The following is a 12,738-nucleotide window of genomic DNA, read 5'->3' as shown; positions in this document are numbered from 1 at the left end:
CATGGACACGCCGCCTCACACCGCACCCGCTCCCTGGCGGGACCCCGCGCTGGACCCCGAGACCCGCGTCGACGCGCTGATCCGCGCGATGACGCTCGAGGAGAAGGCCGGCCAGCTCTTCGGCGTCTGGGTCGGCGCCTCCGACGAGGGCGCCGAGGTCGCGCCGCACCAGCACGACATGGAGGAGCCGGTCGACCTCGACGACCTGATCCCCGACGGACTCGGCCAGCTCACCCGCCCCTTCGGCACGGCCCCCGTCGACCCGGCGCTCGGCGCCCTGTCCCTGATGCGGACACAGGCGAGGATCGTCGCCGGCAACCGCTTCGGCATCCCCGCCGTCGCCCACGAGGAGTGCCTCGCCGGCTTCGCCGCCTGGGGTGCCACCGCCTACCCCGTCCCGCTGTCCTGGGGCGCGACCTTCGACCCGGACCTCATACGGGAGATGGCAGGAGCCATCGGCCGCGACATGCGCTCGGTCGGCGTCCACCAAGGGCTGGCCCCCGTCCTCGACGTCGTGCGCGACGCCCGCTGGGGACGCGTCGAGGAGACCATCGGAGAGGACCCGTACCTCGTCGGCACGATCGCCACCGCCTACGTCCAGGGCCTGGAGTCCGCGGGCATCGTCGCCACCCTCAAGCACTTCGCCGGCTACTCGGCCTCCCGCGCGGGCCGCAACCTCGCCCCCGTCGGCATGGGCCGCCGCGAGCTGGCCGACGTGATCCTGCCCCCGTTCGAGATGGCGATACGCGAGAGCGGTGTCCGGTCGGTCATGCACGCCTACACCGACACCGACGGCATCCCCTCCGCCGCCGACGAAGCGCTCCTCACCGGTCTGCTCCGCGACACCTGGGGCTTCACCGGCACCGTCGTCGCCGACTACTTCGGCATCGCCTTCCTCAAGACCCTGCACGGCGTCGCCGGAACCTTCGGCGAGGCCGCCGGAGCCGCCCTCGCCGCCGGAGTCGATGTCGAACTGCCCACCGTCAAGACCTTCGGAGGCCCTCTCCTCGTAGCCGTCGCACGCGGCAAGGTCCCCGAGAGCCTCGTCGACCGCGCCCTGCGCCGAGTCCTCCTCCAGAAGGTCCGCCTCGGCCTCCTCGACCCCGAATGGAGCCCCGTCCCGCCGGCCCTGGAGAACGCCGACACCACCGACCCCGAGCTTCTGCGCGGCACCATCGACCTCGATCCCGCCTCCAACCGCGACCTCGCGCGCCGGATCGCCGAACGGGCCGTCGTCCTCCTCCGCAACGACGGCACCCTGCCGCTGGCCCCCGCCGTACCGCCGCGCATCGCGTTGATCGGCCCCACCGCCGAAGCCGCCACCGCCGTCCTCGGCTGCTACTCCTTCCCCGTCCACGTCGGCGGGCAGCACCCGGACGCCCCCCTCGGCATCGACCTGCCCACCCTCCACGACGCGCTCCGGGCGGAGTTCCCCGCCGCCGACATCGTCGTCGCGCAGGGCACGGGCATCGACGACGGAGCGACCGAAGGCATCCCCGCGGCCGTCGCCCTCGCCCGCGGCGCCGACCTCGTCATCGCCGCGCTCGGTGACCGCGCCGGCCTCTTCGGCCGCGGCACCAGCGGCGAAGGCTGCGACGCCGAATCCCTCAGCCTCCCCGGGGCCCAGCAGCAGCTCCTCGACGCCCTCCTCGACACCGGCACCCCCGTGATCAGCACACTGCTGGCCGGACGCCCCTACGCGCTGGGCCGCGCCACCGACGAGGCGGCCGCCATCGTCCAGTCCTTCTTCCCCGGCGAATCCGGAACGGCCGCCATCGCCTCCGTCCTCAGCGGCCGCACCAACCCCAGCGGCCGTCTGCCCGTCAGCGTCCCCCGGCACCCCGGCGCCCAGCCCTCCACCTACCTCGCCGCCCGCCTCGGCCATGCCAGCGAGGTCTCCAGCATCGACCCCGCCCCCGCGTTCGGCTTCGGCCACGGCCTCACCTACACCACCTTCGCCTGGTCCGGCCTCACCGTCGAGGCGACCCAGACGCCGACGGACGGCGCGTTCCATCTCGCCTTCACCGTCGAGAACACCGGAGACCGCAGCGGGACCGAACTCGTCCAGCTCTACCTCCACGACCCGGTCGCCTCCGTCGTCCAGCCCGTGCAACGGCTCATCGGCTACGTGCGGCTCGACCTCGCCGCGGGCGAGAAGAAGCGCGTCGCCGCGGACGTCCCCGCCGACCTCGCCTCCTTCACCGGCCGCGACGGCAGGCGCGCGGTCGAACCGGGAGAGCTGGAACTCCGGTTCGCCACCTCCAGCACCGCCCCCGGACTCACCGCCCGCGTCACCCTCACCGGCCCCGTGCGCCACGTCGACCACCACCGGCACCTGCACGCCCGTTTCCGGACCGTCCCGCACACCTCCCACTGACCCCATGGCTCCGGCCGGCTTCCAGGCCGGCCGGAGCCGTTTCCGTCACGAGCGAAGGAGCTGCCATGACCAGCCCCCTGACGAACTGGGCCGGGAACGTCACCTTCGGCATGCGGCGCTTCCACGCCCCCACCTCTGTCACGGAACTCCGGCAGATCGTGGCCCGGTCCGACGCCGTACGTGCCCTGGGCACCGGACACTCGTTCAACACCCTCGCCGACACGACAGGCGACCTCGTCTCCACCGCCCGCCTCCCGCAGACGATCGACATCGACCCCGCCGCCCGCACCGTCACCGTCAGCGGCGGCACCCGGTTCGGCACCCTCGCCTCCGCCCTCCACGACGCCGGGTACGCCCTCCACAACCTCGGCTCGCTGCCGCACATCTCCATCGCCGGAGCCTGCGCCACCGGAACGCACGGATCGGGCGACACCAACGGCAACCTCTCCTCGGCCGTCCGCGCCCTTCGCTACGTCGATGCCGCGGGCGAGTGGGTGACGCTCGACCGCGGCTCCGCCGAGTTCGCCGGCTCGGTCGTGGCGCTCGGCGCCCTCGGCATCGTCACCCACCTCACCCTCGACGTGGTGCCCGCCTTCGACGTCCAGCAGTGGGTGTACGAAGGTCTCCCCGCCGAGACCCTGCGGGCCCGGTTTCCCGAGGTGATGTCCGCCGGCTACAGCGTCAGCGTGTTCACCCGGTGGCGCGGCGAGTCCCTCGACCAGGTCTGGCTCAAGCGCAAGGTGGACGATGACGGACCGGCCCCCGGCCCCGCACGCTGGTACGGAGCGACGAGAGCCGACGCACAGCGCCACCCCGTCCCCGGCATGGCCGCGGACGCCTGCAGCCTCCAGCTCGGCATCAGCGGCCCCTCCCACCGCAGACTTCCTCACTTCCGCCTGGACGCGACCCCCAGCAGCCGCGGCGACGAGCTCCAGTCCGAGTACTTCGTCGCCCGTGAGGACGCTGTAGCCGCCTTCGACGCCCTCCACGCCGTCCGGAGACACTTCGTCCCATACCTCCGGATCAGCGAAATCCGCACGGTCGCCGCCGACGACCTCTGGCTCAGCCCCGCCCACAACCGGGACTCCGTCGCCTTCCACTTCACCTGGCTCCCCGACCGGAGCGCCGTCACCGCGGCCCTGCGGCACATCGAGAACGCGCTGGCTCCCTTCGCCGCCCGCCCCCACTGGGGAAAACTGTTCACCCTCGGACCGGACGCGCTGCGTGCTCTCTATCCGCACTACGGCACCTTCGAACAGCTCCTGAGGGCCCGCGACCCGGAAGGCGTTTTCCGGAACAACCTGCTCGGCCGGCTCTTCGCCCTTGGGGGCGGCCTCGAGGGGGTCTAGCTGTTCCACCGGCCGAGGGCCGGCGGCCCGGCGGCCGGTCCCGTCGGGCAGGGGCGCGCACCGGCGCACCGGTGTCCCGCGCGGTGTCAGTCGGAAGGGCTGATCTCGTAGGTCAAGGACTCCGCCAGCGCGCGCCAGACCTCGGCGGACAGGTCGATGTTGGCCGCTTCCTGGGCCTGCCGCGCCAGCCGCTGGAGGTCGGCGACCGCGGCGGCCTGCTCGCCCTTGAGGATGCGTAGCTGGGCGACGAGCGTGCGGTGGCGGATGCGGTCCTGGTACGTGAGGTGTTCCGGGTTCTCACCGAGTCCCTCGCACAGCTCCCAGGCGGTGGCGTACTCCTGGCGGTGGAAGGCCAGCCGGGCGCGGAGGCACTGGAACTCCTGCTGGTGGACCGGGACGTTGAGCAGTGCCACGGCGGGGGCGGCCGTGTCCAGATGGCGTTCGGCCTCGTCCGTGCGGGGCGGGTCCATCCGCAGGTACAGGGCCGAGGCCGCCAGCCGCAGCCGCAGCCACAGCGGCAGGTCCTCGCCGCTGGGGAGCAGGGCCATCGCCTCTTCCAGCAGCTCCGCCGCGGCGGTGTGCTGTCCCTGGCGGCCGCGGATGCTGCTGGCCGTCCACAGGGTCTCGCAGCGCAGGGAGCGGGGGAGGCTGTCGAGGAGTTCGAGCGCCTGGCCGGTGTGGGCGACGGCTTCGGCGAGTCTGCCGGTCTCCGCCTCGGCGGAGATGAGGGCCAGCAGGACGCGGGTGCGGTCGGAGGGGGGAAGGTCGTGCTCGTCCACCAGGGCGAGCGCTTCGTTGCAGGTGCGGTAGGTGCCTTCGGGTTCGCCGGATGACCTTTGACATCGTGCCAGTTGGACGCGGGCCCGGACGCGCAGCAGGGGATGGTCGATCTCGTCGCTCAGCGCGGTGAGTTCGGTGAGGGTCGCCAACTGCGCCGGACGCGCACCGGACTTGTGCTGCTGCTGCGAGAGGACCCACAGCGACTGCCAGCGGATCAGCGGATGGGCGGCGGCTTCGGCCCGCATGGCGTCGAGGATCAGTTGGGTGCCGCCCTCCTGCTCGGTCTGGGACAGCACCAGGGCGAGGGCCTCCGTGGTGCTGTCCACCAGACCGGAGTGGAAGAACGACTGCGGGAGATCGAGCTTGTCGCACAGGTAGTTGACGGCGCGGGGCGTCGCGGGGCGGTCGCCCGACTCCAGACGGGAGAGATAGGTCGTGGACATCCCGTGACCGGCCAACTGGGCCTGGGATATTCCGCGTGACTGGCGCACCGCCTTGAGCCGCAGGCCGAACTGTGGTTGGGCCAGGATGTTGCGGCCACGGGCAGACGTACCGGTCATGACCGCAACACTCCCATCGAGTGGTATGTGATTGTCAACTCACTCCGAAATTTAGTGTCGAACTGTCAGCAGTTCTTCACTGTCGGTGGTGGCGGCTCACGGCCACTCGATGCCCCGGGTCCCGGTGGACGCCGGCGCGGCAGTCGAACGGGCCCCCTCGTCACCGGCGGATGTCACCTGGCTGATTCCGGCTGCCGGGGTGGCGGGCAGAAGGGCGAGAGCGGAGACATGGCGGGGCTTGCGCACGGAACTTCCTTCTCGGTTCAGGGGGAACGGCGTGCTTCCCGGATGTGGTGGAACTGTCGAGCTTCTGTCGTGGCGGGGTGAAAGTAGCCAGAGCCCGGCTGAATTGACAACTGTCCGCAGTCGATTGACAAAGTTGGCAACCCTCATGAGGATGGCGCCCGTCCAGTGAGCAACAGGGGGTAACTGTGACTGCGACAGTGGCAACGCCCGTACACCGTCCCCGGATGGCGGTCGACGAGATCGGCGTGGCCGGTTCGCCGCGGCTGGCGGGCGAGGATCTCGGCCATGTGGAGGCTCTCGCGCGCAGCGGGGAGGACTTCGAACCCGTCCTGGTGCACAGGGGAACCGGCTTATTGGTGGACGGCAGGCACCGCCTGCTCGCCGCGCGCCTGCGCGGGGACCGCGACATAGCGGTGCGCTTCTGGGACGGGCCCGAGTCGGAGCTGTTCGCGCACGCGGTCGAGGTCAACGTCAAACACGGCCTGCCGCTCACCACGGCCGACCGGCGGGCCGCCGCGCTGAGGCTGCTCCGTGAGCACCCCTCCTGGTCCGACCGCCGGATCACCCAGATCACCGGGATCTCCCCGAAGACCGTCGCCCGCCTACGCCGGGATTCGACTGAGGAAGTGCCGCAGTCGAACACACGGGTGGGACGTGACGGGCGGCGCAGGCCGGTGGACGGCGCGGAGGGGCGGCGCGCTGCGCTGGCCTTCCTGGCCCAGCGGCCGGACGCCTCGCTGCGGGAGGTCGCCCGCGCCGCCGGCATCGCGACCAGTACGGCTCATCAGATCCGGCGACGGCTGCGGGCCGACGCGGAGCCCGCGGCGCCTGTGGGACCCGTGGCGCCCGCGGCGTCCACACCGGACCGGGCGCCGCGGGAGACGCGGTCCCGCGTCGACGACCGTGACGCCCGGGCCATCCTGCGGACCCTCATGCGCGATCCCTCGCTGCGCTTCAGCGAGTCCGGCCGGGATCTGCTGCGCTGGCTGACGACGCGCGCCGTGGACGCGCGGACGGGAAGCCAACTGGCCGCGGCGGTGCCTCCGCACTGTGTGCCGGCCGTCGCCGATCTCGCGGTCCGCTACGCGAAGGAGTGGTCCCGGCTGGCCGAACGGCTCTCCGCCGGGGAGCGCCCCGAACTCTGAGCCGCGCCGGCTCACGCGTGCGCCCCTCGCTCCTCGGCTTCGATCAGGACCCGGCGGAGCAGATCCGTCAGTTGCTGCCGCTCCTGCGGGCTCAACGTACTCATGATGCGGCGCTCCTCCGCCCCCTGGCTCTCCAGCGCGCCTTGCCAGGCCGCCTGCCCCTCGCTGGTCAGGACGGCGTCCAGCCGGCGCCGGTCGGTGCTGCTGGGCTGGCGGCGGAGGAAGCCCCGCTGCTCCAGGTGGTCGAGCCGGCTGGTCATCGCGGAAGGGGACAGCTTCAGGTCGGCGGCCAACTGCGAGGGGGAGGCGGTCCCGTTCCGCCCCGCGAGGGCGTGCAGGGTGAGGTATTCGAGGGTCTGCAGACCGTGGTCGGCGAGGGTCCCTTCCTTGACCGAGCCGAGGTGCTTGACCAGGACCCACATGCGCTTCACTCCTCCCTCGACCAGAGGATCCAGGGAGGGGAGGATCTTCATCCAGCGGTCGAGATGGTCGTCGACGGAGTCGCGGGCTGTCATGAGGTTGAAGTTACTCCACCATCGCACAATGCGCTGTCGAATATTGCGACATCAAAATAGCATGACGGTGTGACACATCCTCTGCGACTCCCCACTTTTCGGCTGCTCTTCGTCAGTCGCACCATGTCCACCCTCAGCGACTCGCTCGTCCCCACCGCCCTGAGCCTCGCCGTCGTCCAGATCACCGGATCGGCGGCCGCCCTGGCGCTGGTGCTCGGTTGTGCGCTCGGCACCCGGCTGCTCCTGCTCCCCGTGGCGGGTGTGGTCGCCGACCGGTACAACACCCGCTGGGTCGCCTTCGGTGCCGACGCCACCCGCGTCGTGACCCAGGCGGCCGTGGCCGTGGAACTCGGCTTCGGTCATCCGTCGATCGCGGCGATATGCGTCGCCCAGGTCGTGGCGGGTGCGGCGTCGGCCGTCAGCCTCTCCAACCTCACGCCGCTCGTGACCCGGGTCGTGACGCGGCCCGGCCGCCAGCGTCAGCAGGCCAACTCCCTGATGGGCGTGGCGAAGAGCATCTCGCTGCTGGCCGGTCCCGCCCTCGCCGGTCTGCTGATCTGGGCCGTGGGGATCAACTGGGTGTTCGCGGTCGACTCGGCCGCCTTCGGGGTCAGCGCGTTCCTGATGCTGATCATCCGTCTGGACCGGGAGGTGAAGCCCGCCAGCGCCCGCCGCGCCATCCGCGCCGGGCTCGTCGAGGGATGGGTCGAGGTACGGGCCAGGGACTGGTACTGGACCAGCCTGATCGCCCACGCCACCTGGAACTTCGTCGCCAATGTGCTGCTGACGCTCGGTCCGCTCATCGCCGTCACGCGGCTGGGCGGTCAGGACGCCTGGGTGGCCATCACCCAGGCGGGAGGTATCGGTCTGCTGGCCGGATCGCTGGTGGCCGGGCGGGCCCGTCCGCGGCGCCCCATCCTGGCCGGCAACCTCGTGCTGGCGAGCTACGCGGTGCCGCTGGTCTTCTTCGCCGTGGGCGCTCCGCTGCCCGTACTGGTGGGCGGGTACGGCATCGCCATGGCCGGCCTCGGCTTCCTGAACCCCACCTGGCAGACCACGATCCAGTCGGCCATCCCCAAGGACGTGCTCGCGCGGGTCAGTTCCTACGACTGGCTGGTCTCCCTCGCCGCCCAGCCGCTCGGCGTGATCGTCGCACCGGTCGCCCTGCACCTGTGGGGGGAGAAGCTGCCCTTCGCCGCGTCCGCGGTGCTCGTCGCGGCGGTGTGCGCCGGTACGGCCCTGGTGCCCGGCGTACGCAACCTCCGCGCGGAGCAGCCCGCCGAGCCGGAGCCGCGGGCCGCCGAGCCGGGGCCGGGGGCCGTCGACGCGCCCCCGGCGGCCGAGCGGTCCGCCGAGTCGGCGCGTACCGCCTGACGGGAGAGCGCGGCGGCGGGCCGGGTGCCGAGGTGTTCCGGCGTCCGGCCCGCCGGCGTGTGCGGCCCCACCGCGCGGGGCGTCGCGACGTGAGGACGGGGGAGCGCCCTGTCGTGACGCGAGGGCGGGGGAGGGGCGCCGTGCCGCGAGTCCGCCGGTGACCTCCCCGCCGTGCCGGGCCCGCCACGGGGCGGGTGCCGTTCGCGGCAACGGGTGTGCCGGGCAGCCGCGTACACCGGCCGGCCCGCCGGGCCGCGCGCAGGTCTCCGGAGCCGTACCACCGGGCCGGTCCGCCGAAGGGCGGGCCGGCCTCCGGCGTTCCCGGGGCGGCCGCGACGGCGTGGCGCGCCCCCGCCGGAGCGGCCCGCACCGTTCGGCCGCGACGGCGTATCGCCGAACTCCCGCCCCCCGCACTTGATCGCTTGACGCTCGTCAGGGCCGCCGGGACGATGAAGTCACCTCAGTTCGAGGTCAGTTGATCAGGCCGCGAGGGAGTTCCCCGGCCGATATCCCGCCTGTCCCGTCGTGCCCGGCAGCCGTGCGCCGCCGTGGTCCACGGCGTGGTCCGGCCTGCCCGAAAGGTGACCGACGATGAGCGATTTCGCTCTACTCCAGCAGGTGCGACAGATCTGGGCCGAGGTCCTCGACCAGGACCAGGAGGAGGTGCCGGTCGACGTCAACTTCTTCGAGGCGGGCGGCGATTCGCTGCTCTTCATCGTGCTGCTGGAGCGCCTCAACAGGCTGGCCGGCAGCGAACTGGAGGCGGCCGAACTCTTCGACTACGCGACCGTGCAGGCGCAGGCCGAGTACCTGGCCGCCTCGGGCGAGCCGACGGCGCCGGCCGGCGCCGTCCCCGCCGCGAACTGACGGGGGGCGGACCATGACGCGGGACACCGATATCGCGGTGATCGGCGCGGGCTGCCGGTTCCCGGACGCCGGCGGGCCGGAGGAGTTCTGGCGCAACATCGAGGGCGGCCTGGTCTCCGTACGGGACATCCCCGAGACGGAGCTGTACGCGGCGGGTCTCACGTCCGAGCAGTTCACCGCGGCGGACTTCGTCCCGCGGGCCGCCCGCGTCCGGGGTGCGGCCGACTTCGCGGCCGGCTTCTTCGGGTACTCCCGGGACGAGGCGGAGACCATCGATCCGCAGCAGCGGCTCTTCCTGGAGGTGTGCTGGGAGGCCCTGGAGTCGGCGGGGCACCCGCCCCGCACCCCCGCCCCGCGGACCGGCGTCTTCGCGGGCAGCCACGCCGGCCCCTACTCGGCCCGGCTGCTCGCGGCCAAGGCGGACCGGGACGGCTGGCCCGCCGCGCTCGGCGACCTCCACCACCACCTCGGCGGGGTGGGCGACTTCACGGCGGCCCGGGTCAGCTACAAGCTGGGGCTGCGCGGCCCCGCGACCGGCGTCCAGGCCGCGTGCGCCTCGGCGCTGTACGCGGTGCACCACGCGGTACGGGCCCTGCTGGCCGGCGACTGCGAGATGGCGCTGGCGGGCGGGGCGACGGTCCTGGAACCCGTCATCGGCTACCGCAGGCGCCCCGACGGCTCCCTCTCCGCCGACGGGCTGACCCGCTCCTACGACGCCGCCTCGACCGGCACCGCCTACTCCTCGGGCGTCGGCGCCGTGGTGCTGCGCCGCCTGCCGGACGCCCTGGCCGACGGGGACCCCGTCCTCGCGGTGATCCGGGGTACCGCCGTCGGCAACCACGGGGACCAGCGCCCCGGCTTCACCGCGCCCAGCGCCGCCGGAGTCGCGGCCGTCGTGGGGGACGCCCTGCGCGCGGCGGCGGTCACCGCCGACCGGCTCGGCTACGTCGAGGGGCACGGCATCGCCACGCCGATCGGCGACCGGATCGAGATCCGCGGCCTCACCGCGGGGCTCGGCGGCGACCCGGCCCCGGAGCCCGGCCGTATCGCCCTCGGTTCGGTGAAGGCCAACATCGGCCACGCCGGGGCCGCTTCGGGCATCGCCGCCCTGCTGAACGCCGTGAACGTCGTCCGCACCGGTGCGGTTCCGCCGCACCCCCTCTTCTCGTCGCCGCGCGAGCCCAAGTCCTTCGCGCGCAGCCCCTTCACCGTCACCACGAGCGGGCGGCGCACCGGCGGCGCCCCGTTCGTCCTCGTCAACGCGATGGGCTTCGGCGGAATGAACGCCGCCGCCGTGCTGGCGCCGCCGCCCGCCCCGGTCCGCCCGCCGGCCGCCACGCCCGCCCTGGTCCGGCTGCCGCTGTCGGCGCGGACGCGGGAGGAGCTGGACGCCCTCGCGCTGCGGCTGGCGGACGCGGTGGAGTCCCACGCGGCCCCGGTCGGCGATCTCGCGTACACCCTGCGGGTGGGGCGCACCGCCTTCGCCGAGCGCCGCGTGGTCACCGCACCCGCCGAGGACCTCGCCGCGGCCCTGCGCACACCCGAGGGGCCCGCCGTACGCACCGCGCGGGTCACCATGCCGCGTGAGGCCGCCCTGGTCGTCCCGCCGGGGCGGCCGGTCGCCCCGGAAGTGCGGGCCCGGCTCCGCGCCGCGTTCAAGGGCCGGCTGACGGTGGTGCCGGGCGACGCCGAAGTACCCGCCGGCGCGATCCCGGTACGGCTCCCGGAGGCGGCGGACGCCGGCGACCTGATCGACGACGCGGTCCACACCGCGTGGCTGCACGGTGTCGCGGTGGACTGGCCCGCCCTCTCCCCGGACCGCGGCCGCCGCGTCGCCCTTCCCACCTACCCCTTCCGGCGCGAGCGCTACTGGGCGCTCGGTCCCGTTCCCGCCCTCGCGGACTGAACCGCCGGTATCCCGCGATCATCCGCTGTTCCCCCGATCCGTAGGAGTTGTCCGTGCGCGCTCGCACGCTGTACCAGTGGTTCGCCGCGTCGGTGGCGGACCATCCCGACCGAGTCGCCCTGGAAGTGGGCGACGCCGCCTTGACCTACCGCGAACTCGACCGCCGGGCCGAGGCGCTGGCCGGCCGCATCCTGCGCGAGCGGGGCGAGGCGCCCCGCCGGGTCGCCCTGCTGGCCCTGCGCAGCCAGGTGGCGTTCGTCGGCTACCTCGCGGCCCTGCGGCTGGGCGCCTCCGTCGTCCCCCTCAACCCCCGCTTCCCGGCCACCCGCAACCGGACGACCTGCCAACTGGCCGGGATCGACCTGCTGCTGGCGGACGAGAACGGCGCCCCGCAGACGGCCGACCCCGCGCAGTGGGACGGGCTGCGGGTGCTCACCCTGGACGGCCCGGAACTGGACCGGCTGCCCGAGCCCGGTGAGCTGCCGGAGTACCGGACCGACCCCGAGGAGGTGGCCTACCTCCTCTTCACCTCCGGCTCCACCGGCCGGCCCAAGGGCGTGCCGATCAGCCACCGGAACGCCGCCGCCTACATCGCGCACTCCCTGGAGCGCTACCAGGTCCGGCCCGGCGACCGGGTGTCGCACACCTTCGACCTCACCTTCGACCCGTCGGTCTTCGACCTCTTCGTCACCTGGGCCGCCGGCGCCACCCTTGTCGTCCCGCAGCGCACCGAACTGCTGACGCCGGTGACGTATCTGACCGAGCGCCGGATCACGCACTGGTTCTCCGTGCCCTCGGTCGTCTCGGTGAGCCAGAGCCTGGGCAAGCTGACCGGCCACGCCGGAACGCTCCGCTACAGCCTCTTCATCGGCGAGCAGCTCACCCTCGAACAGGCCAGGGCGTGGCGCCGCATCGCGCCCCAGGCGCTCCTGGGCAACGTCTACGGACCCACCGAACTCACCGTGGCCTGCGCCGGGTACGAGCTGCCCGCGGACGAGGAGCGCTGGCCGAGCACCTCCAACGACTCCGTGCCGATCGGTGAGGTCTACGACTTCCTGGAGTGGCTCGTCCTCGACGACGACGGCCGCCCCGCGACCGACGGGGAACTGGTGGTCCGCGGCGCCCAGCGCTTCGCCGGCTACCACGACCCCGAGGACAACGCGGGCCGCTTCCTGGCGATGCGCGACGGCCGGTCGGAGCCGTACGACGGGACACAGCCGCTCACCGAGGAGCACTACTACCGCACCGGCGACCGCGTCCGGCTGGAGGAGGGCACCTGGGTCCACCTGGGGCGCCTCGACAACCAGGTCAAGATCCGCGGCTACCGGGTGGAGCTGGGCGAGATCGAGACGGTGCTGCGCCGCCACCCCGGTATCGCCGAGGCGGTCGTCGTCCCGGAGGCGCACGGCGGCAGCGTCGGCCTGGCGGGCTTCTACACCGCCGACGCCGACCTCGACCGCAAGGAACTCCAGCGCTGGCTGCGTGAGCGGCTCCCGCTCCACATGGTGCCGCAGCGCTGCGAGCGCCTGGCGGCGCTGCCGCTCAACGCCAGCGGCAAGACGGATCGCGTTGCCATCAAGCAGATGCTGGCGGACCGCCGCCCGGCCACGACGGGATGA

General features: G+C 73.2%; 10 protein-coding genes. 7 read left to right on the top strand and 3 right to left on the bottom strand.

Features of this window, described 5'->3' with window-relative positions:
• The first annotated feature begins 1 nt into the window (after window position 1).
• Together ACGH2B_RS04850 and ACGH2B_RS04845 are read left to right on the top strand one after the other, a co-directional pair.
• A complete protein-coding gene (locus ACGH2B_RS04850) occupies window positions 2–2,377 on the top strand; it encodes a beta-glucosidase (protein ID WP_399084604.1) in 2,376 nt (791 codons plus the stop codon).
• A 65-nt stretch (window positions 2,378–2,442) separates the two neighbouring features.
• Window positions 2,443–3,726 carry an FAD-binding protein gene (locus tag ACGH2B_RS04845; RefSeq protein WP_399084602.1) on the top strand — a complete coding sequence of 428 codons (1,284 nt, stop codon included), beginning with the start codon at window positions 2,443–2,445 and terminating at the stop codon, window positions 3,724–3,726.
• Between the two features lie 86 nt (window positions 3,727–3,812).
• Here ACGH2B_RS04845 and ACGH2B_RS04840 read toward each other — a convergent pair whose 3' ends face one another.
• Both ACGH2B_RS04840 and ACGH2B_RS04835 read right to left on the bottom strand, forming a co-directional pair.
• Window positions 3,813–5,066 (bottom strand): helix-turn-helix domain-containing protein, encoded by a 1,254-nt coding sequence (locus tag ACGH2B_RS04840; protein WP_399084598.1) that lies wholly within the window; start codon window positions 5,064–5,066, stop codon window positions 3,813–3,815.
• 96 nt (window positions 5,067–5,162) lie between these two features.
• On the bottom strand, window positions 5,163–5,312 hold the full coding sequence (locus ACGH2B_RS04835) for a hypothetical protein (RefSeq protein WP_399084596.1): 150 nt from the start codon (window positions 5,310–5,312) through the stop codon (window positions 5,163–5,165).
• A 224-nt stretch (window positions 5,313–5,536) separates the two neighbouring features.
• On the opposite strand from ACGH2B_RS04835, the gene ACGH2B_RS04830 reads away from it, so the two are divergent.
• A complete protein-coding gene (locus ACGH2B_RS04830; RefSeq protein ID WP_399084593.1) occupies window positions 5,537–6,457 on the top strand; it encodes a helix-turn-helix domain-containing protein in 921 nt (306 codons plus the stop codon).
• An 11-nt stretch (window positions 6,458–6,468) separates the two neighbouring features.
• On the opposite strand, the gene ACGH2B_RS04825 is transcribed toward ACGH2B_RS04830, so the two are convergent.
• Window positions 6,469–6,972 (bottom strand): MarR family winged helix-turn-helix transcriptional regulator, encoded by a 504-nt coding sequence (locus ACGH2B_RS04825; protein ID WP_399084590.1) that lies wholly within the window; start codon window positions 6,970–6,972, stop codon window positions 6,469–6,471.
• A 69-nt stretch (window positions 6,973–7,041) separates the two neighbouring features.
• On the opposite strand from ACGH2B_RS04825, the gene ACGH2B_RS04820 reads away from it, so the two are divergent.
• The 4 genes from ACGH2B_RS04820 to ACGH2B_RS04805 all read left to right on the top strand — a co-directional run bounded on the left by ACGH2B_RS04820 (window position 7,042) and on the right by ACGH2B_RS04805 (window position 12,738).
• The gene (locus ACGH2B_RS04820; RefSeq protein WP_399084587.1) at window positions 7,042–8,346 is read left to right on the top strand and encodes an MFS transporter; all 1,305 of its coding nucleotides are present in this window, start codon (window positions 7,042–7,044) and stop codon (window positions 8,344–8,346) included.
• 591 nt (window positions 8,347–8,937) lie between these two features.
• Window positions 8,938–9,213, top strand: a complete 276-nt coding sequence (locus ACGH2B_RS04815) for an acyl carrier protein (protein WP_399084584.1) — start codon at window positions 8,938–8,940, stop codon at window positions 9,211–9,213.
• A 13-nt stretch (window positions 9,214–9,226) separates the two neighbouring features.
• Window positions 9,227–11,119 (top strand): beta-ketoacyl synthase N-terminal-like domain-containing protein, encoded by a 1,893-nt coding sequence (locus ACGH2B_RS04810; RefSeq protein ID WP_399084581.1) that lies wholly within the window; start codon window positions 9,227–9,229, stop codon window positions 11,117–11,119.
• Window positions 11,120–11,172: 53 nt separating this feature from the next.
• Window positions 11,173–12,738, top strand: a complete 1,566-nt coding sequence (locus tag ACGH2B_RS04805) for an amino acid adenylation domain-containing protein (protein WP_399084578.1) — start codon at window positions 11,173–11,175, stop codon at window positions 12,736–12,738.

Source organism: Streptomyces sp. BBFR2 (assembly GCF_044497305.1).
In the GTDB taxonomy this organism is placed as follows: domain Bacteria; phylum Actinomycetota; class Actinomycetes; order Streptomycetales; family Streptomycetaceae; genus Streptomyces.
Note: the sequence above shows the minus strand (reverse complement) of the source record. Positions and strands in the feature narration are given on the sequence as shown.

Bases quoted from the DNA above. Each gene is read 5' to 3' on its own strand.
- ACGH2B_RS04850 (WP_399084604.1), top strand. From the start codon at position 2: ATGGACACGCCGCCTCACACCGCACCCGCTCCCTGGCGGGACCCCGCG.
- ACGH2B_RS04845 (WP_399084602.1), top strand. From the start codon at position 2,443: ATGACCAGCCCCCTGACGAACTGGGCCGGGAACGTCACCTTCGGCATG.
- ACGH2B_RS04840 (WP_399084598.1), bottom strand. From the start codon at position 5,066: ATGACCGGTACGTCTGCCCGTGGCCGCAACATCCTGGCCCAACCACAG.
- ACGH2B_RS04830 (WP_399084593.1), top strand. From the start codon at position 5,537: ATGGCGGTCGACGAGATCGGCGTGGCCGGTTCGCCGCGGCTGGCGGGC.
- ACGH2B_RS04825 (WP_399084590.1), bottom strand. From the start codon at position 6,972: ATGACAGCCCGCGACTCCGTCGACGACCATCTCGACCGCTGGATGAAG.
- ACGH2B_RS04815 (WP_399084584.1), top strand. From the start codon at position 8,938: ATGAGCGATTTCGCTCTACTCCAGCAGGTGCGACAGATCTGGGCCGAG.
- ACGH2B_RS04810 (WP_399084581.1), top strand. From the start codon at position 9,227: ATGACGCGGGACACCGATATCGCGGTGATCGGCGCGGGCTGCCGGTTC.